We start from the raw sequence: 20,329 nt of genomic DNA on the forward strand, positions 1-20,329 counted from the left end.
TAAACTTGATAGACGGAGATAGCGATCATACGGGAGTGAGACTATGAATTTGGAGTAAATTCTGTCTTGCTCCTATTTTGTATAATAATAGGTAAATGTACTTTAACAATATATGAAATAATGCTATGATAACCATGTAAGCGTTTCATCATTTTTGTGGAGGGTGTTAAATGACTAAGAACAAGAAAGAATTTACAGAGGCTCCTGTAAACTTCGGTGCAAATCTTGGCCTTATGCTAGATTTGTATGATGATTATCTACAAGATCCATCATCCGTACCTGAAGATTTACAAGTCTTGTTCAGTACAATTAAAACAGGTGAAGCTCATATCGAAGCTAAACCTACCACTGATGGGGGTGGTTCACAAGCGGGAGATAGCACAATTAAACGTGTTATGCGCTTAATCGATAATATTCGTCAATACGGACATTTAAAAGCAGATATTTATCCAGTAAATCCTCCAGAGCGTCAAAATGTTCCCAAATTGGAAATCGAAGATTTTGATTTAGATAAAGAAACTTTGGAAAAAATATCATCTGGAATTGTCTCTGAACATTTTAAAGACATTTATGACAATGCCTATGATGCAATTGTTCGTATGGAAAGACGTTACAAAGGACCGATAGCTTTTGAATACACTCACATTAATAATAATAAAGAACGTGTGTGGTTAAAAAGAAGAATTGAAACGCCTTATAAAGCAAGTTTAAACGATAATCAAAAAAAAGAACTTTTCAAAAAACTCGCACACGTAGAAGGTTTTGAAAAATATTTGCACAAAAATTTTGTTGGAGCTAAACGTTTTTCAATTGAAGGTGTCGACACGTTAGTTCCAATGCTTCAACACACAATCACATTAGCAGGTAACGAGGGGATTAAAAACATTCAAATCGGTATGGCTCACCGTGGACGTTTAAATGTATTAACGCATGTCTTGGAAAAACCATATGAGATGATGATTTCAGAATTTATGCATACAGATCCAATGAAGTTTTTACCTGAAGATGGTAGTTTAGAATTAACTTCAGGTTGGACATCAGATGTGAAGTATCACCTAGGTGGCGTTAAAACGACTAACTCATATGGAATAGAACAACGTATTTCTTTAGCGAATAATCCAAGTCATTTGGAAATCGTTGCACCCGTTGTTGCTGGTAAAACAAGAGCAGCACAAGATAATACACATCAAGTAGGAGCTCCATCTACCGACTTCCATAAAGCAATGCCGATTATTATACATGGTGATGCGGCATATCCAGGTCAAGGTATTAATTTTGAAACGATGAACTTAGGTAGTTTAAAAGGATATTCTACAGGTGGTTCACTTCATATTATTACAAATAATAGAATCGGTTTTACAACTGAACCTTTTGATGGACGTTCAACAACGTACTCTTCCGACGTAGCTAAAGGTTACGATGTTCCAATACTACACGTAAATGCCGATGATGTAGAAGCAACAATTGAAGCTATTGAAATTGCAATGGAGTTCCGTAAAGAATTTCATAAAGATGTAGTTATTGATTTAGTAGGTTATCGTCGTTATGGGCATAATGAAATGGATGAGCCTTCTATTACTAATCCAGTTCCATACCAAAATATTAGAAAACATGATTCAGTTGAAATTTTATATGGTAAAAAGTTAGTTGATGAAGGTATTATTTCTGAAGACGAAATGAATGAAGTCATTGACAGTGTTCAAAAAGAAATGCGAACAGCACATGATAAAATTGATAAAAATGACAAAATGAATAACCCAGATATGGAAAAACCAGAATCACTCCAACTACCTTTACAAAGTGATACGAAAGATTTCTCATTTGATCATTTAAAAGAAATCAATGATGCAATGCTTGATTATCCAAAAGATTTTCATGTACTGAAAAAGCTCAATAAAGTACTTGAAAAACGTAGAGAACCTTTTGAAAAAGAAGGGGGGCTTGTCGATTGGGCTCAAGCAGAGCAACTTGCTTTTGCAACCATATTACAAGATGGAACTTCAATTCGTTTAACAGGTCAAGATAGTGAAAGGGGAACATTTAGTCATAGACATGCTGTGCTTCATGATGAAGAAAATGGTAACACATTCACGCCATTGCATCATGTACCTCAACAACAGGCTACTTTTGATATTCATAATTCGCCGTTATCTGAAGCAGCTGTAGTTGGATTTGAGTATGGTTATAACGTCGAAAATAAAGGTAACTTTAACATATGGGAAGCTCAATATGGCGACTTTTCTAATATGTCTCAAATGATGTTTGATAATTTCCTCTCAAGTTCTCGCGCAAAATGGGGTGAGCGTTCAGGTTTAACACTTTTCTTACCACATGCTTTTGAAGGGCAAGGACCAGAGCATTCATCGGCACGCTTAGAAAGATTTCTACAATTAGCCGCTGAAAATAATTCAACTGTAGTTAATCTATCTAGTGCAAGTAATTACTTCCATTTACTACGTGCGCAAGCCGCTAGTTTAGATACATTAGAAATGAGACCATTAATTGTCATGTCACCTAAGAGTCTTTTAAGAAATAAAACAGTAGCTAAACCTATTGATGAGTTTACATCTGGCGGTTTTAAACCTATCATCACAGAAGATATCGATGAACAAAAAGTTAAAAAAGTAATTTTAGCATCAGGAAAGATGTATATTGACCTAAAAGAATATTTAGCTAAAAATCCTAACGATTCTATTCTTCTCATAGCAGTAGAAAGATTATATCCGTTCCCAGAAGAAGAAATTAAAGAAGTATTAAAATCGTTACCTCATCTTGAAAATGTGTCATGGGTTCAAGAAGAACCTAAAAATCAAGGTGCATGGTTATTTGTGTATCCTTATCTAAAAGCACTTGTTGCTAATAAATATGATTTAACTTATCACGGTAGAATACAAAGAGCTGCACCTGCTGAAGGCGATGGAGAAATTCATAAACTTGTACAAACTAAAATTATTGAAAGTAGCATTAACAATTAACTAGGGGGAAAAATAAGTATGGCAGAGGTAAAAGTTCCAGAATTAGCAGAATCAATCACAGAGGGTACCATTGCAGAATGGTTAAAAAATGTAGGCGATAATGTAGATAAAGGTGAAGCTATCTTAGAACTAGAAACAGATAAAGTTAACGTCGAAGTAGTTTCTGAAGAAGCTGGGGTATTATCAGAACAATTAGCCGAGGAAGGCGATACAGTTGAAGTAGGTCAAGCTGTAGCTGTAGTAGGAGAAGGACAAGTAAACACATCTAACGATAGTTCTAACGAATCTTCACAAAAAGATGAAGCTAAAGAGAAAGAAACGCCAAAACAATCTAATCCGAATTCTAGTGAAAGTGAAAATACACAAGATAATAGCCAGCAACGTATCAATGCAACACCATCTGCACGTCGACATGCGCGTAAAAATGGCGTTGATTTAAGCGAAGTATCCGGAAAAGGCAATGATGTTCTAAGAAAAGATGATGTTGAAAATAGTCAAAAATCTTCAAGTCAAACAGCTAAAAGTGAAAGCAAATCACAAAACAGTGGTTCTAAACAAACCAATAACAATCCATCAAAACCTGTTATTCGTGAAAAAATGTCTCGACGCAAAAAAACTGCTGCAAAAAAATTATTAGAAGTATCAAATCAAACAGCTATGCTTACTACATTTAATGAAGTTGATATGACAAACGTTATGGATTTACGTAAACGTAAAAAAGAGCAATTTATCAAAGACCATGATGGTACTAAATTAGGATTTATGTCCTTCTTCACTAAAGCTGCCGTTGCAGCTCTCAAAAAATATCCTGAAGTAAATGCTGAGATAGATGGCGATGATATGATTACTAAACAATTTTACGATATTGGCATTGCAGTATCCACTGACGATGGATTACTCGTACCATTTGTTAGAGATTGTGATAAGAAAAATTTTGCAGAAATTGAACAAGAAATCGCTAATTTAGCCGTAAAAGCTCGTGATAAAAAATTAGGCCTTGATGACATGGTCAACGGTTCGTTTACCATCACTAATGGCGGTATCTTTGGCTCAATGATGAGTACACCGATTATAAATGGTAATCAAGCAGCTATCTTAGGTATGCATTCAATTATTACACGCCCAATTGCAGTTGATAAAGATACAATTGAAAATCGTCCAATGATGTATATCGCATTAAGCTATGATCATAGAATCATCGATGGGAAAGAGGCTGTAGGATTCTTAAAAACAATCAAAGAACTCATTGAAAACCCTGAAGATTTATTACTTGAATCATAATTTGGAACCTAACATACTTAAAAAACAACGACGTAAATCGTCGTTGTTTTTTTGTTTAATATGCACTAGGTATTAGGAAAATTGAACTATTTATTGATAGAATATATATTAAACGTATACTATATTTATTAGGAGTAAAAAATGTCACTTAGTGCTATTGAAGGAGTTCAAATTACAAAACAATTTAATAAGCAAAACATACTTAATGATTTAAATTTTAGAGTACCGAAACATTCAATAACGTTAGTAAATGGTAAAAATGGTTCAGGTAAAAGTATAACTTTAAAAATTATTGCTGGTTTAATTACTCAATTTGATGGATCATTGTTAATAAATGGCAAAATTAGTTATGCTGTAGATATCTTTCCTAATAATTTAAGTTTAACGATTAACGAATATTTTGAATTTCTATTAAAAGTTCATTCTAATAATCAAACTAAAGTCAAACTTAATTACCTTATAAATCATCTTAAATTATCGTCATTTTTGAACCAAAAATTAAAAGACTGTTCAAAAGGTACAAAGCAGAAAGTCAATGTTATTCAATGTTTAATTAAAAACGCTGACATATATATTTTAGATGAACCATTTTCTGGATTAGATCAGAATGCTACAAAATTTCTGATAAATTATCTAGACTGGTTAAAATTATCATCAACAATTATTTTAACATCTCATGAATTGAATCAACTTATAAATATTACTACGCATATCTTAAATATTGAAACAGGTATTTTTTATATTAACGATATAAATAAAAATCATTTAGTAGCTACTTCAAAACTAATTGTAGTTAAAAATGATTCTGTTACAATTAACTTACTAAAAGAAATACAAAATCAAAAAATTACATATACTGACAATAACAAAATATCCATCCAAACTAATCAAAACGATTTGAATTTAGTACTGAAACAATTAATCGTGCATAACTGTGAAATTCTTGAGATTAAGGATGTGAAAAACTTTTGATTGCATTTACACAATATCAGTTTAGAAATTATTTTAAATCTTATCAATTTATACCACCTATACTCTTCTTTGTGATATGGATCATCATTCAATATTTATACAAAGGTCAACCTATTCTTTCTAGTTATGCATCTAGCAGTATAGGCTTATTGATTATCTCGTGTTGGTTAACTATTAGCATTTGGAATTTAGAATCTTTGAACGAAAAATATTTGCTCTTTACCCAATTAGAATCTAAATTACTTTTTCTCATTAGTAAGTGGTTTTTCATATCTTTAATTCATTTAATGTTAATTTTACTATCTTTATTCTACCCATTAATACTAAATAGGTTTTCCGAAGATATTACTCTCAATCAATATATAATCGCACTAACGTTACATATTGTTGTAAGCATTATTGGGATGCTCATTTCTACTTTAATTCATAATATTAATTTCTTATCTTATAAGTACACTTTCCTATTTATAGCGCTTATAATAATTGTTAGTCTCAGTCGTCCTTCTTTAGTACAATCATATTCATTACTGAATTATATATTATGGGCAGTTCCTCCAATTGGAGATTTAATTACACTTTTTAAATCTGATACCCCTGATAATGCTATGTTGCTAATAAAAACTTTTACTATCTTTATTTATATTATAATCTTAATTGGTTTAAATATTATGATTTTCACTAAATCAGATCAAAAGTAATTTTAAATATAAGAATCGTTCATTCTAATAAAAAACTAAAAATAGTATCGAATGCAAATAAAAATATCTGTAAAGAAATCAAAATAACACGATGTCTTTACAGATATACTTTACTTTAGTATTAACCTATCATTGAGCAAGAAATATAACTTCTATAATCGCTAAGATAATAAACACAACAAATGCGATAGTAAAATATTTAAATCTTGGTTGTTGTTTATGATTTAAATTTGTAAATACCTCAATTGCGGAATAAATTGCTATTAGTACAGTAACTGCAAATATAATCCATAAATTAGACATACTCATGCCTCCTTGATTACTTCTTTAATTACATTTTAATACATACAAAATATTTAGCCAATCTGTATGTTTTATTTTTCTAATAAATAATAAATCAACAACAAATAAATATCTATCTTTATATGAGTGTTCATCATATTCAAGTGTTACAAAATACGTTATAATGTTATCTGTAAAGATAAATAGAGGAGTGTCAGTTAATGAGTGGACTTAGAAGTGTCACTTTAGGAACAAACGATTTATCTAAAACAAAAGAATTATTTAACCACATCATTGGTTTACAACATTCAACTAAAAATGAACATGCCATAAGATTTGGTGACGCTAATTTAAGTCCTGGAACGCGTGTTCACTTTGTTGAGGTTCCAGAGGAAGATTATAAAAATCCACACATAGATAGTGTTGGACTTAGAACACCTTCTGATTCTGGATTAGTAGAATATCAAACTATTTTTGACAAGTTTAATATATCCTATAGTTCAATCACTGAACTTAATGGACATAAACATTTCACTTTTAAAGATCATAATCAACAAAAATTTGATATTTATTCTAACGAGTTAAATACTGGTATAGGCTTAGGTATGCCTACTTTCGATAGTCCTGTTAACCCTTTACATCAAGTCCAAGGCTTAGGTCCAGTCATTATTAAGGTGAACGAGTTATCTGTCACCACTTCTATTCTCACACAAGTATTTCAATTAGATTTATTTGCTGAATATCTTCCACATGAAGATGCACAACAATCTATTCAAGTGTTTCGTATAGGTGAAGGTGGTCTTGGTGGTGAAATCCATTTATTTGAAAGCGATGAAGATATTCAAATGAATACACACGGGCCTATTGAGCAAGTGGAATTCTCTACAAGTGATACTCAATTGTATCTTCAAGCAAAAAACCGTTTGGATGAGATAGGTGTTCCATATCAAACTCTTGAACAGGATACTTCAGAATCTCTTAGAATCACTGAAAATAGTGGCATTTCATTTATTTATACACTTGAAAAGTAAATATGATTTAAGGATGGTTATTACATGTTACATGAAACTTGGAAAGAACGTACACCAATTAAAAAATTAGAAGTGACAAATACTGATGCTAAAAAATTTACAGTTGCAGATATGCTAACTATCGGCAAACAGTATGATGTTATTAACGAAACTGAAGAATATTATCAAATTATAGATAATTCAGGTTTAGTAGGTGGCTATTACAAAGACTACTTCAAAGAGATATAATTTAATCTCTTTCAACTAAATACGTTATCATTGCAATGGATATATTTTTCAATCATCAGTTTACATTAACTTAATAATGACTAAATAAGTCATTTATTTTAATCATTTTAAAAAAGACTAAGACTATGCACCAAAAACTAATGTCTTAGTCTTTTTTAACATTAAAGGATGGGAATTATGGTACAAACAGTTTACAAAAATTCAGATCAAACAGTTTTTGAGGATGCTAAAGCTTTATTTCAATTAAATAAGAACATACTACTAAAAGGGCCAACAGGATCAGGAAAAACCAAGCTTGCCGAAACGTTAAGTCATGTTATGAATTTACCTATGCATCAAGTTAATTGTTCAGTAGATCTAGATACTGAAAGCTTATTAGGTTTTAAAACAATTCAAACTAATGAAGAAGGTCACCAAGAAATTGTCTTCATTGATGGTCCTGTAATAAAAGCAATGAAAGAAGGTCACATTTTATATATAGATGAAATTAATATGGCAAAACCGGAAACACTACCTATACTTAACGGTGTATTAGATTATCGACGTCAATTGACAAACCCTTATACTGGTGAAGTGATTAAAGCAGCTCCTGGATTTAATGTAATTGCTGCTATTAACGAAGGTTATGTAGGAACATTACCAATGAATGAGGCTTTAAAAAATAGATTTATCGTCATAGAAGTAGATTATATCGATGGTGACATTCTTAAAACAGTCATTAAAGAGCAAAGTAAATTACAAGATGAACAATTGATTCAACATATCATTAAATTTAACGAAGATTTACGTACTATGACCAAGCAAGGTCAAATTTCTGAAGAGGCTGCAAGTATTCGAGCTTTAATCGACCTTAGTGATTTAGCAACTGTCATGCCTATTGAACGTGCGGTACAACGTACAATTATTGATAAATTAGAGGATGAGCGAGAACAACAAGCGATACTTAACGCTATCGAGCTTAATTTTTAAAGAGGGATAAAAATGAGTGATCGTTTTATAAAATTCAACGATGAACAATTAGATGCAAAACAAGTAATGATGTTACAAGACTTAGCACGTTTACTTTTAAAAAATGAACAAACGCAAGTTAAAATACAAAAATTCCCTTACTATAATCCTTATAGTAATACACTCATTGCGAGTTGGTTTTGGTCTCATAGACCGAAACATATTGAACAAGCTGGACTGAAAACAGATGTCTTACTCGCAACGTATGGATATCTGAATATGGATCTTTCAATCATCAATCAAGTTTTACACAACAATGATTTCGAACACCCTAAGTTCTTTCATCAATTATTTAAACTTTTAGAGGATGTACGTATATTTGAACATATTAGACAACAAAGACCTAGCACTACAAAAATGATTGATTTACGCATAGAAACACGATTATCTTTCACAGAATCTCAAATTAATTTTTACAAAACTAAAACTGTATATACTGATTTACTTTTTCTTTATTTAGAGCATGCATTTTTAAGTCAAAACTTTTTTAATATTCCATCCATACATCCAGCATTTGATGACATTTTAGTTCATATGTATCAGTACTTACCAAATATTTTTCAGAATCAAACATCAGAAGATAATATGTATTTAGCAGAACGTATCATGTATCAAGTGGATGATTTACTAAAGGAAGATATGCTAAATGAATATTACTACTTACCTCAAAAATTATATGAAGATATTTATGCAGATAGTTTTGAAGACTTAAAACGTACAGATGCGAGCAATACTGATGGTAAAGATAATCATCAGACAGAGGAAGATGTAGAAACAGCTGAAGCTGAAACAAAAGCCGCAGACAGTGAGTCTAAAGGCGGGGCATATTTAGAAATGGAGCTACATGAGGGTGAAAACAGTGAAGTTATGGCTGATAATGATACGGCTCGAGAAGGTGACAGCACTGATGATATGACTGATATGATGACCAAAAAAGGTAAAGGGTCAGAAAATACACTTGATCACGATGAAGGTGGATTTACAGGACAAAACCAGACTTTTGCTTTAAAAGGCATTAATAAAGACGTAAGTATTGAATGGAATATCCCTGATATTACACCGCAAAATGTGACAGATTATCAATATTCAAAAAATGATGTACAGTTTGAAATTAAAGATTTAATACAAATTATCGAAAAGACCATCGACAGAGAACATGAAGATGAAAGACACAATTTAACAAAGGGACGCTTACAAAAAGACCTTATTAATTGGTTTATTGATGATCAATTTAAGTTATTTTACAAAAAACAGGATTTAAGCAAGACATTCGATGCAACATTTACATTACTCATTGATGCATCAGCGAGTATGCACGATAAAATGGATGAAACAATCAAGGGTGTCGTCTTGTTCCATGAAACTTTAAAATCTTTGAATATTAAACATGAAATACTAGCATTTAATGAAGATGCTTTTGAAGCTGACGAACGTCAACAACCAAATATCATTGATGAAATCATTAATTATAATTACTCTATCTTTGAAAAAGAAGGCCCACGTATCATGACATTAGAACCTCAAGATGATAATCGTGATGGCGTAGCTATCAGAATTGCGAGCGAGCGTTTATTACAAAGAAGTCATGAACAACGCTTTTTAATCGTATTCTCAGATGGAGAACCGTCTGCATTTAATTACAGTCAAGATGGTATTTTAGATACGTATGAAGCTGTTGAACGTGCGCGCAAATTTGGTATAGAAGTATTTAATGTCTTTCTTAGCCAAGAGCCAATTACTGAAGACATTGAACAAACCATTCATAACATATATGGCCAATTTGCTATATTTGTCGAAGGCGTGGAACATTTACCGAGTCACTTATCACCATTACTAAAAAAATTGTTACTTAAATCTTTATAGAAGTTAGTTTATCAATTCAAAATTTCTAACTTGTAACTTCATTAATATAAATCATTACGTATTTTTGACGAAGTAATTACATCAATTGTACAATGTTTTAATTTTCTGAAATTTTATATAGACTAATATTTCTTTATTATGATAGAATATTGAATGTTGCATTATTAGATAAAAAGGAGCAGCATTATGAATAAAAATACGTGGATTATAGGCTTTACTTTATTCGCTATGTTTTTTGGCGCAGGTAACCTTATATTTCCAACACAACTTGGACTCGAAAGTGGTCACTTCTTTTGGCCAGCCATACTAGCCTTTGCACTTACGGGTATTGGATTACCGCTTCTTGGCGTTGTGGTAGGCGCGCTTGATAAACATGGTTATATTGGGTCTTTTAATAAAATATCACCACGATTTTCATTAATATTTTTGATTATCATCTATCTCACTATAGGACCATTATTTGCGATACCACGTACAGCTTCAACTTCATTTGAAATGACTGTTACTCCTATTGCACATAATAGTGGGAATTTAGCATTATTTATTTTTACAGTAATCTATTTTTTAATCGTTCTTTATTTATGCTTGAATCCTAATAAGATGATAGATCGTATTGGTTCATTACTTACACCTTTATTACTTATTACCATTGTCGCTATGATCATTAAAGGTTTTGTAGATTTTGGTGGACATTCTTCAAATTACGGCATGACAAATGCTTATCATTCCAATTTAAGTGGATTTTCACAAGGATTTACACAAGGTTACCTTACAATGGATGCTATTGCTTCTATTGCGTTTTCAATGATTGTTGTGAATGCGATTAAAACAACAGGAATACAGCATGCTGATAAAATCTTTAAACAGACCATTATTGCTGGTCTCATAGCTGCAATCGCATTAGTATTTATATATATTTCGCTAGGGTACATAGGCAATCATATCAATATTCCTTCAGATACTCTAAAGGAATTGAAAGCTAAAGATCAAAATATAGGGACGTATTTACTCACAACAATGGCAACGAAGGGCTTTGGTACTTTCGGAAAATACTTACTTGGTATTATCGTATCATTAGCATGTTTAACTACTGCTTGTGGATTAATCGTATCAGTAAGTGAATATTTCCATAGAATAATACCTAAGATACCTTATAAAGTATTTGTGGTGTTTTTCATTTTAGTTAGTTTCATTTTAGCTAACCAAGGACTTAATTCCGTAATTAAAATGTCAGTCCCTGTACTCAGTGTAATCTATCCAGTGGCTATTACAGTTATTTTGTTAATACTCATTGCTCGCTTCATACCTACAAAACGTATTGCACAACAAATACCGTTAATTATTGTAGCAATTGAATCAATCTTAAGCTTAATAACGACACAAGGATGGATACGTATTTCATTTATAGATAGTTTACCTTTAAAAGAATATTCACTTGAATGGTTCCCAATTGCTGTTGTAGCAACTCTTGTTGGTTACATGATTAGTTATTTTGTTAAACAATCTAACATTGTATATCAAAAAGAATAAGTAAATTTAAAATAAAAAGCACTCGTCAAATAAGTGATAGACTAAATCTAAATCACATGTGACGAGTGTTTTTTATTATTTGCGCATAGCTAATAGATGCTGCTTCAAATCTTGTTCTAATTCATTAAGTTCCTTCTCAGCAACTTGACGTTTCTGCCTACCATCTTCTTGAATTTGAAGTGTTTGTTCAATTGTTTCAATAATGTCATTTTGTGTTGTCTTTAACGTTTCGATGTCAACGATGCCACGCTCATTCTCAGCTGCCGTTTCAATAGCGTTTTTCTTTAACATTGACGCATTTTGAGTAAGTAACTCATTCGTAGTATCGGTAACCGAACGTTGTGCTGAAACAGCATTTCTTTGTCTCATCAAAGTAAGGGCAATAGCCATTTGATTTTTCCATAAAGGAATACTTGTTAAAATTGAACTTTGAATTTTTTCGGCTAAAGCTTGGTTGACATTTTGTATCATACGGATTTGAGGTGCAGTTTGAATAGCAATTTGCCTAGATAATTGTAAATCATAAATGCGCTTATCTAAACGATCAACAAACTGTTCCATATCAGCAGTTGCCTGAATGTCCATTTGATTACCAGTTTGATGCGCCTTTTCTCGTAACTGGGGTATGGTTTCTGTCAATATTTCTTTTTTCTTTTTCTGAGCCGCTAAGATATATAAAGAAACGTTATCAAAATATGTTTTATTTTCCTGATATAATTGATCAAGAAATTCAACATCTTTAGTTAACTGATCTTTATGTTTTTCTAATCGAATAGTAATACGATCAATTTGAGAACTTACAGATTGCATTCTAGAAAACACTTCATTAATAGAAGCTTTAGTACGTTTAAATAAACGCTTTAATCTAGATTGTTTTTCTGGATTTATGTCATTTGGATTTACAGATTTTAATTTTCCCATTAATTGACTTAAAGTTTCCCCAACTGGTCCCATATCTTTTGATTGAACGTCATCTAAAATTTGATGAGAAAAATGAGACATCTTTTGTTGAAGATTAGCACCATATTTTAATAATCCTTCATGGTTAAGTGGCTCAATTTGCTCACTTATTGATTTAATTCTTTGTTTATCATTTTCAGTTAATTGCATTTCAAGATCTTCAGCGATTGTATGATGATCAGTTGATTGATTATCCATATAGTAATCAAGTGGATGTGACCGATTACTACTTTGTTCACTTACCATCTCACTCATCTCTCCATTTCTATTAATTATTATGTCGACGTTTCTGTTCTAATCTATTTAATTCTATTTCAACATCTAGTCGCTCATAATCTTCCTCATTAAGCCTTTTAAGATCAGCAATGAGCGTTCTTTTTATTTCATCTAGAGTAATACGTGTTTGTTCTAATTTTAGCTTTTCATCTTGCGACTTACGTGGCATTCTTGCAAGACGTGTATACGAGTCTACTAAGTTAAGGGCATTATCTAAATGAGAATAGAAAAAGCTTTCAACTTTAAAAAACATCGCGGGTCTTTGCTTAATGCTTGTATGAATAGAACGAGAAATTCGATATATATCATTTACTTGTCTAAAATCTTTGATTGAACGAATATTAATAAATGACTTTAAGATAGTTCTAATTTTAGTATGTGCATGATGAAGCTGTGATTGAACATATCTGTAATCTCTTCTTGATAAACCAATTTCATTAAGATACTTTCGTGAAGTGAGCCTTTGCGTAGGGAAGTATGATGCAATGAAACTACCAAAACTGATAAGCATGTCTATAATGAATGATAAATCCAACGCAAAAACAGTAATAAGCCAAACAATAAAGGCCACTGGTATACCCACTAACACTCCAAATATACGTGAAATGTTATATCTCAAGTGTCATCTTCCTTTATATTAAAGTCTTATATTATAAATCTAAATTGTCTTAAACTCTGATAAAGATTCATCAAGGTCTAATTCTTCAATATTGTAATTAGACACTTGTGAAGCCGGTGAAGCACCTTGGATCACAGAATCAATAAACTGTTCTAATTCTGTATCGTCGCCCTGAGCATATATATCTACATAGTCCTCAACATTTTGGACTGTACCTTTAATATTAAATTGATGAGCAATACGTTGCGTGTAAAATCTAAATCCCACACCTTGTACTGTACCAAAAACTTGAATATGTTTACGTTGCATAAAATCACCTCTTGTCTTTATTATACGTATTTTAATTGTAAAAAACTAATATTTGCTATTCAAAAAATTGTTTATATCACAAGGCTTGAAACTTGATTTTAAAACATGAAAAGTTAAAATTATTGTTGTAGCTTTATAGTAGGGAAGGGGAAATTATTATGTGGACAGTAGTCAAGATCAGGGCTGACTACGAAGGTTGGTGGCTATTTGATGATTGGCCACAAAAAATTGTGGAGCAATCAGAATTTACTACATACGAACAAATGATGGAGTATTACATAAATGTACTAAACCATAGTAAGAAATGTTACGACAATTATGTAGTAGGGAAGTATAATATACATGCTTTTTACAACAATTGTGATTTAAACTTTTGTGAAGACTGTGAGGAAGATTTACAAATATTTTATAGTTTTATTATTTTAAAAAATAATGAGGTTTATTTTAATCTTCCAAAAATAGATTGAATGATAATTTTCTATAATTGTATTGCAATTTAGCTATGACTAAACTATAATGATTATTAAGCAATTGTTTTATTCCATATTGCAAAGAATATTTGATTTATATTAGATTTTAGACATGTATTTTTTGTAATATGCGAATAATGCATATTGAAAGAATTTAGTCTTGGAGGTTTCAGAGTTATGAAACAAGGTACAGTTAAATGGTTTAATGCCGAAAAAGGTTTTGGTTTCATCGAAGTTGAAGGAGAAAACGACGTATTCGTACACTTCTCAGCAATTAACCAAGAAGGATACAAATCATTAGAAGAAGGTCAATCAGTTGAATTTGAAGTAGTTGAAGGCGATCGCGGTCCTCAAGCTGCAAACGTTGTTAAACTATAATAAATAGATTGTAATCATTGACTTTAACTAACACCTTACCAAGCAGTAAGGTGTTTTTTATATCAATACATACCGTATCACAGAAAGAAATTAATTTTAATTTCTTTCTGTTTTTTATGCCCAAAATAAGAATTATGACTATCTCATTATTTTTTTGCATGTCTGTGTTTAAAGAAAAGCATAACTTCTCCAAAACTTTCATTAAATAATATAGTCTGCAATATAATTATTTAATGATTTATTATTTTAAGCTCTTTATAATATAAGTAATAAGTAGGGGGAAGGAGATATTGTTATGCCAAATCCTTTTAAATTATTGCAGGTTTCAATTGGTCCTTTTTATTTTGGTTACCGTGGTCGTTTCATTAAATGGTAAATTTTAAAATTGAAAAATTAAGACTAAATAATTTATTCATATCACTAAGTATTGTTATTATCACTGTTATTGTACTAAATATAAGTATTGGAATAATAGCATACCTTAAATTATCTGAATATTACGAATTTTTATCGATGATTCTTACTCTTATAATAAGTTTTATAATAATACCTACTTATCTCTCTTCAATATTTAATTATAAAACTAATCCATTTAAATTGTTAACTACAAAAAATTTATTTTCATATTTTATAGTCTTATTAATTTTAATAGTTTATGTTGATGATTATAAGTTAATTACATTTTATTTCTTTATAGCTTTAGGGGAAGAATTTTTATTTAGGGAAGTAGTATTTAACATTTTGCTAAATAACTTCAATTTATTAATTTCTATTTCTATTGGTTCTTTACTATTTGCTTTAATCTTACATCTTAATGAGTCATTGGAATCTAATCTATTAATAAGATTTCCCTCAAGTATAATTTTGTATGTTATAAGATATAAATTCAAACTTAGTTTTTCAATTATAACTCATTGGATATATAATATTTTTATTGTAGTAATGAGGTGATTTTCATGAAATCAATATTATTATCCCTATTTTTAAACTGTTTATTTTTCTCAATTTTAGCTCTTTTAGAATTACGCATTGATGTTTACTTGGCAAATTTATTAATTATTTTAGTCCCATCTATTACGTCAGCTATCTTAATTATTTCCACTTCAAAAACAAAATTATATTTATGGTTAAATGTAATTTCAAACCTAATTTTTTACATTATTTATAGTAAATATATCATGCATCTAGATGGTTATCTATCCTATATCGAGAGGGCGCAAATCAATAATAGTGATATAGAAATTAAAATATCTCCAAATATGCTTGAATTATCTCAGATTATATTTTTATTTTTTGTTTATTTAATACCTCAAATGATTGTAGTTTTTATTAAACATAAAAGAGGTGAAATCAATGCTAGAATTTAGAAATGTATATAAATCTTTTAAGAAGAAAGAAGTATTATGTGATGTTAATTACAAATTATCTGCTGGAGAAAAGGTTGGTCTTATAGGTTCTAATGGGTCTGGAAAATCAACATTAATGAAACTTATAGCTAAAACTCAATTACCATCTAAAGGAAATGTTTATTTTAACAATATAGATATACATAAATCTCACAATATGATAAAAGATTTTTCTTTCATGATAGGACAAATATATTATCCTGAGTTAAATGCAAGACAAAATATTGAAAATTACCTAAAAATTAATAATAAGATTAGCTATATAAGTGAAATTCAAACGATGCTAAACATTGTAGGTTTAGAAGATAATGAAAAGAAGGTTAAAAATTATTCGTATGGAATGAAACAAAGACTTTGTTTAGCTATTTGTTTAATTACCAAACCAAAAGTAGCTGTATTAGACGAGCCATTCTTAGGTCTGGATCCATTAGGGGTAAGGGAATTAAATAATATCATTGATAAATATTCAAAAGAAAAAAACACTTTATTTTTAATATCTAGCCACCAGTTAAAAGAATTAGAAGATCTTTGTGATAGATTTCTATTACTAGAAAACCACCAAATTAGAGAAATTGACTTAGATAATAGAATATTCACTCAAAAGTTAATATTCAAAAATACTTTAAACAATGCTCCAGAACTAAAGGCTAATTTCAATTTCATTAAAAAAATTGATAGCAATTCAATAACAATTATAAATAAGGATGAAGAAGTAGATCTTACAAATTTACTTAATTTAGTAGGTAAAAATCCCTTAATAAAAATAGAAAGTAATGATAATCTATTATCCTCATATTTCTATAAAGAGTAGGTAATATTATGTTTAAATTTAACTTCTTTTATATTTCAAAGATTCGTGCAACTTGGATGCTTTACCTCATTGGGATTTATCCTCTCTTGATATTCCTAGCTGAATTACTTAATAGTAATTTTCTTTCATTATCAGCAACTCATAAGAATAGTGTAAGCTTTTTAGAATTATTTATCGCAATATATGATACTCAACAAAAAGCAATGCTATCTTTTATAATTATTGGATATTTATCTTCTTTATTATTTTATAGCGAAATTAGCACAGGAAGACTATTGTTCTATAAGGATCAAAGTCGCTACAAAATTTTTAATTCTAAATTAACATCTATTATTTCTAGTTATTTTATATTCTTATCCATTTTATTATTATCAACGTTAGTAGTTTATTTGTTTTATGTTAACAACCATGAATATTCATCTCATTCTTTTATGTTAAATAACTCAGAATTAAATCATACTCTAATCTTAAATCTTCTTGGGATCTTTTTAACTGATTTATTCTTAATTTTCTATGTTGTTATTTTTTCTGTGAAATTTAATTCTGGGATAACTATTATCAGTATGATTTTATGTTATGTGGTCATAAAGATTACAGACAATATTAATAAAATCAAGTTTTTCCCTTCAAATTTCACAAATTTAGATACCGATAAAAGTTTTATTTTAAACTTATCAATTATGAGCTCTATTACTATTGTTTATATAATCATTATTTACCTCTTAGCAATTAGGATTTTCAGAAAAATTCAATTTTAAATTTCATTTAATTTAAAGTAAGTAAAAACGCCTCGGATAGATATACTGTACCTATCCAAGGCGTTTTCAAATAGTTTTTAATCGAAATCATATTGATAGTAGTTGCGCTTTTACTCGCTCACTTTTTAGAATTATTTCGTATCATTAATAATTAATTGTCTCAATGATTGACGTTTAATCACTTCACGTGCTTTTCCATCTTTCAAGAAAAATACTGGAGGTTTTTGCATTTGATTATAATTAGAAGCCATTGAATAATGATACGCACCAGTAGAAAGTACTGCTAGATAATCACCTCTATGAACAGAAGAGGGTAATTGAGCATCTCGTACGATAATATCACCAGATTCACAGAGTTTACCTGCAATTGTTACAGATTCATTAGCTTTTTCATTTCTGTTAACTAACAACGCCTCATACTGTGCACCATAAAGTGCAGTTCGTATGTGATCACTCATTCCGCCATCAACTGATACATATTTATTAACTCCAGGAATATCTTTAATTGTACCAACCTCATATAAAGTGATACCTGCTTCTCCAACAATTGAACGGCCAGGTTCTATCCCAATTTCAGGAATATTGTACTGCAATGCTTGCGCAGTTTCTTTAATAGCTTCAGTAATTTCAGATATTCCTTGCTCAATAGGGAAGCTTTCATCTCCTTCGACATATTTAATTCCGAAACCACCACCTATGTTAAGCAAACTCACTTCAATTCGTTCACTTGCTAACCAATTAAGCACAATTTTAGCTGTCTTAATCATCGCCTCAGTGCCTTCAATTTGAGAGCCAATATGGAAATGTATTCCTTTAAGTTGCAAATGTTTCGTTGCTTTTACTTTATTAACTGCATTTAATGCTAGACCGTGTTTGATTGATAATCCAAATTTACTATCTTCCTGTCCAGTTTGAATAAATTCATGTGTATGTGCTTCAACACCAGGGTTCACACGTAATACAACATCCACATTACTATCAGCATATTTATCAATAAGATCTATTTCCTCGAGCGTATCCACTACAAAATAACCAATCTGATTATCTAATGCATATTGAATCTCGCGTTTCGTCTTGTTGTTCCCATGGAAGTGAATACGTTTCGAATCAAATCCTGCTTCAAGAGCAGTATAAAGTTCACCTTCAGAAACAACATCTAATTGTAAATTTTCTTCATCAATTAATTTGACCATCTGAATACATGTGAAAGCTTTTGAGGCATAAGATATATTGTAGCTTAAACCACTTGCTTCAAATGCTTTATGATATCGTCTTATCTGATTACGAATTTGGTCTTCATCGTAAACAATCGAGGGTGTACCAAAACTTTGTGCAATAGTTTTTAAGCTTGTACCTCCCATTGTCAGTTCGCCGTTATCGTTATAATTAACTACCATTTATAAATACTCCTTTATAAGAGAATCGTGATTCATTGCGCTTAATTGTTCTGAATTTGCGCCAACACCTTTAAATGTAAATTCATCTATGCGTATATCCTTATTATATAATATGACTTCGTCTTGTGCATGAACTTCGTCATCAACTTCAATAAACATATGACTCATCATTAATGCTCTAATTGGATATCGCTTACCATTAATTATAGCTTCGTGTTTTGCTCTTGATTTTAGAATACCATCGCCATAACCTATATCAACAACAGCTAATTGAGTGTGGTCATTCTTTACTTCGAAGGCGAAACTATATCCACAATAATCACCTTTATTTACATCACGAACTTGTATAACATTACCTTTAACAGTCAAAGATTGAGTAATGCGTTCTTCATTTATAAGACTATATGGTCTTGAACCATAAAGGGCAATTCCAACTCTAGCATGAGTGTGATGAGGAAGTAACATTTGATTCTCACGAAAATAACTTGCACTATTTTGTGAATGTATCATATCAAAATGATAATTTTCATTTAAAAGTGTATTGATCAAGTTTAACCAAGCATCACGTTCCATTTTATATTCATCTACGTCAAATTCGTCTGCATAGCCAAAATGCGTCCATATTCCTGAAATAATCATTTTATCTTGATTATTTTGATCATGATCTTTTAAAACTTTACGTATTTCTTCGATATTTCTAAAACCAGAACGATGTAATAAATTTTCATATTCTAAATGTACATGAATGCCTTTTAAATCTTGTTTATATTTATAATAATAGTTTAAAGAGGGGAGTGTCATATGAATATCATAACGTTTTACTAAATCAAAATCATAAACAGGATTCATTAAAAATATAGTTGCTTCAGGTGCTATTTTTCTAACTTGTATAGCTTCATTTAATGAAGTTGTGCTAAATGTATTAATTTCCGCTTTTAAAAATGTTTTCACTGCAAACTCAAGTCCATAATGATATGCATTGTTTTTTACAACTGCCATTATTGGTTCGTTATTTTTTACTTTTACTGCATTCTGATAAAATGCTTCTGTATCTAATGACCAAATTGCTGTCAATTG

General features: G+C 30.4%; 20 protein-coding genes. 14 read left to right on the forward strand and 6 right to left on the reverse strand.

Annotated elements, in window-relative coordinates:
- Positions 1–170 precede the first annotated feature (170 nt).
- The 3 genes from NST35_RS06745 (at position 171) to NST35_RS06755 (ending at position 5,228) form a co-directional block, all read left to right on the forward strand.
- Positions 171–2,975: a 2-oxoglutarate dehydrogenase E1 component gene (locus NST35_RS06745; RefSeq protein WP_002457655.1), complete on the forward strand. Its 2,805-nt coding sequence runs from the start codon at positions 171–173 to the stop codon at positions 2,973–2,975.
- Between the two features lie 18 nt (positions 2,976–2,993).
- On the forward strand, positions 2,994–4,256 hold the full coding sequence (gene sucB, locus NST35_RS06750; protein ID WP_002446424.1) for a dihydrolipoyllysine-residue succinyltransferase: 1,263 nt from the start codon (positions 2,994–2,996) through the stop codon (positions 4,254–4,256).
- A 141-nt stretch (positions 4,257–4,397) separates the two neighbouring features.
- Positions 4,398–5,228: an ATP-binding cassette domain-containing protein gene (locus tag NST35_RS06755; RefSeq protein ID WP_002457654.1), complete on the forward strand. Its 831-nt coding sequence runs from the start codon at positions 4,398–4,400 to the stop codon at positions 5,226–5,228.
- An 827-nt stretch (positions 5,229–6,055) separates the two neighbouring features.
- Here the strand turns inward: NST35_RS06755 and NST35_RS06760 are convergent.
- Positions 6,056–6,229, reverse strand: a complete 174-nt coding sequence (locus NST35_RS06760; protein ID WP_002457653.1) for a hypothetical protein — start codon at positions 6,227–6,229, stop codon at positions 6,056–6,058.
- A gap of 200 nt (positions 6,230–6,429) precedes the next feature.
- Here NST35_RS06760 and NST35_RS06765 point away from each other — a divergent pair, with 200 nt between their 5' ends.
- The 5 genes from NST35_RS06765 to brnQ3 all read left to right on the forward strand — a co-directional run bounded on the left by NST35_RS06765 (position 6,430) and on the right by brnQ3 (position 11,868).
- Positions 6,430–7,239, forward strand: a complete 810-nt coding sequence (locus NST35_RS06765) for a VOC family protein (RefSeq protein WP_002457652.1) — start codon at positions 6,430–6,432, stop codon at positions 7,237–7,239.
- A 24-nt stretch (positions 7,240–7,263) separates the two neighbouring features.
- Positions 7,264–7,467: a DUF6501 family protein gene (locus tag NST35_RS06770; protein ID WP_002457651.1), complete on the forward strand. Its 204-nt coding sequence runs from the start codon at positions 7,264–7,266 to the stop codon at positions 7,465–7,467.
- A 177-nt stretch (positions 7,468–7,644) separates the two neighbouring features.
- Complete coding sequence (locus NST35_RS06775) at positions 7,645–8,436, forward strand: ATP-binding protein (RefSeq protein WP_002457650.1); 792 nt, start codon at positions 7,645–7,647, stop codon at positions 8,434–8,436.
- Between the two features lie 12 nt (positions 8,437–8,448).
- The gene (locus NST35_RS06780; protein WP_002457649.1) at positions 8,449–10,338 is read left to right on the forward strand and encodes a vWA domain-containing protein; all 1,890 of its coding nucleotides are present in this window, start codon (positions 8,449–8,451) and stop codon (positions 10,336–10,338) included.
- Positions 10,339–10,524: 186 nt separating this feature from the next.
- Complete coding sequence (brnQ3, locus tag NST35_RS06785) at positions 10,525–11,868, forward strand: branched-chain amino acid-like transporter carrier protein BrnQ3 (protein WP_002457648.1); 1,344 nt, start codon at positions 10,525–10,527, stop codon at positions 11,866–11,868.
- Positions 11,869–11,943: 75 nt separating this feature from the next.
- Here the strand turns inward: brnQ3 and NST35_RS06790 are convergent, their stop codons facing one another.
- From NST35_RS06790 to NST35_RS06800, 3 genes are read right to left on the reverse strand one after another with little or no spacing between them, the layout of a single operon-like run.
- Positions 11,944–13,074, reverse strand: coding sequence for a toxic anion resistance protein (locus NST35_RS06790; RefSeq protein WP_002457647.1), 1,131 nt, complete (start codon positions 13,072–13,074; stop codon positions 11,944–11,946).
- A gap of 22 nt (positions 13,075–13,096) precedes the next feature.
- Positions 13,097–13,723, reverse strand: coding sequence for a 5-bromo-4-chloroindolyl phosphate hydrolysis family protein (locus tag NST35_RS06795; protein ID WP_020360285.1), 627 nt, complete (start codon positions 13,721–13,723; stop codon positions 13,097–13,099).
- 39 nt (positions 13,724–13,762) lie between these two features.
- Positions 13,763–14,032, reverse strand: a complete 270-nt coding sequence (locus NST35_RS06800) for an acylphosphatase (protein ID WP_001831190.1) — start codon at positions 14,030–14,032, stop codon at positions 13,763–13,765.
- A gap of 158 nt (positions 14,033–14,190) precedes the next feature.
- On the opposite strand from NST35_RS06800, the gene msaA reads away from it, so the two are divergent.
- The 6 genes from msaA to NST35_RS06830 all read left to right on the forward strand — a co-directional run bounded on the left by msaA (position 14,191) and on the right by NST35_RS06830 (position 17,855).
- Positions 14,191–14,499, forward strand: a complete 309-nt coding sequence (msaA, locus tag NST35_RS06805) for a regulatory protein MsaA (RefSeq protein ID WP_002446415.1) — start codon at positions 14,191–14,193, stop codon at positions 14,497–14,499.
- 180 nt (positions 14,500–14,679) lie between these two features.
- Complete coding sequence (cspA, locus tag NST35_RS06810; protein WP_001831260.1) at positions 14,680–14,880, forward strand: cold shock protein CspA; 201 nt, start codon at positions 14,680–14,682, stop codon at positions 14,878–14,880.
- A gap of 369 nt (positions 14,881–15,249) precedes the next feature.
- Positions 15,250–15,831: a CPBP family glutamic-type intramembrane protease gene (locus NST35_RS06815; protein ID WP_002500962.1), complete on the forward strand. Its 582-nt coding sequence runs from the start codon at positions 15,250–15,252 to the stop codon at positions 15,829–15,831.
- A 5-nt stretch (positions 15,832–15,836) separates the two neighbouring features.
- On the forward strand, positions 15,837–16,247 hold the full coding sequence (locus NST35_RS06820; RefSeq protein ID WP_002500961.1) for an Msa family membrane protein: 411 nt from the start codon (positions 15,837–15,839) through the stop codon (positions 16,245–16,247).
- Positions 16,234–17,097, forward strand: coding sequence for an ABC transporter ATP-binding protein (locus tag NST35_RS06825; RefSeq protein WP_002457466.1), 864 nt, complete (start codon positions 16,234–16,236; stop codon positions 17,095–17,097). The genes NST35_RS06820 and NST35_RS06825 overlap by 14 nt, the downstream gene beginning before the upstream one ends.
- Before the next feature lie 8 nt (positions 17,098–17,105).
- Positions 17,106–17,855: an ABC transporter permease gene (locus NST35_RS06830; RefSeq protein ID WP_002457467.1), complete on the forward strand. Its 750-nt coding sequence runs from the start codon at positions 17,106–17,108 to the stop codon at positions 17,853–17,855.
- A 131-nt stretch (positions 17,856–17,986) separates the two neighbouring features.
- Here NST35_RS06830 and lysA read toward each other — a convergent pair whose 3' ends face one another.
- Positions 17,987–19,252 (reverse strand): diaminopimelate decarboxylase, encoded by a 1,266-nt coding sequence (lysA, locus tag NST35_RS06835; RefSeq protein ID WP_002457468.1) that lies wholly within the window; start codon positions 19,250–19,252, stop codon positions 17,987–17,989.
- Complete coding sequence (locus tag NST35_RS06840) at positions 19,253–20,326, reverse strand: alanine racemase (protein ID WP_002457469.1); 1,074 nt, start codon at positions 20,324–20,326, stop codon at positions 19,253–19,255.
- Positions 20,327–20,329 lie beyond the last annotated feature (3 nt).

The sequence above is a fragment of the Staphylococcus sp. FSL W8-0304 genome, from assembly GCF_038006565.1.
GTDB lineage: Bacteria > Bacillota > Bacilli > Staphylococcales > Staphylococcaceae > Staphylococcus > Staphylococcus epidermidis.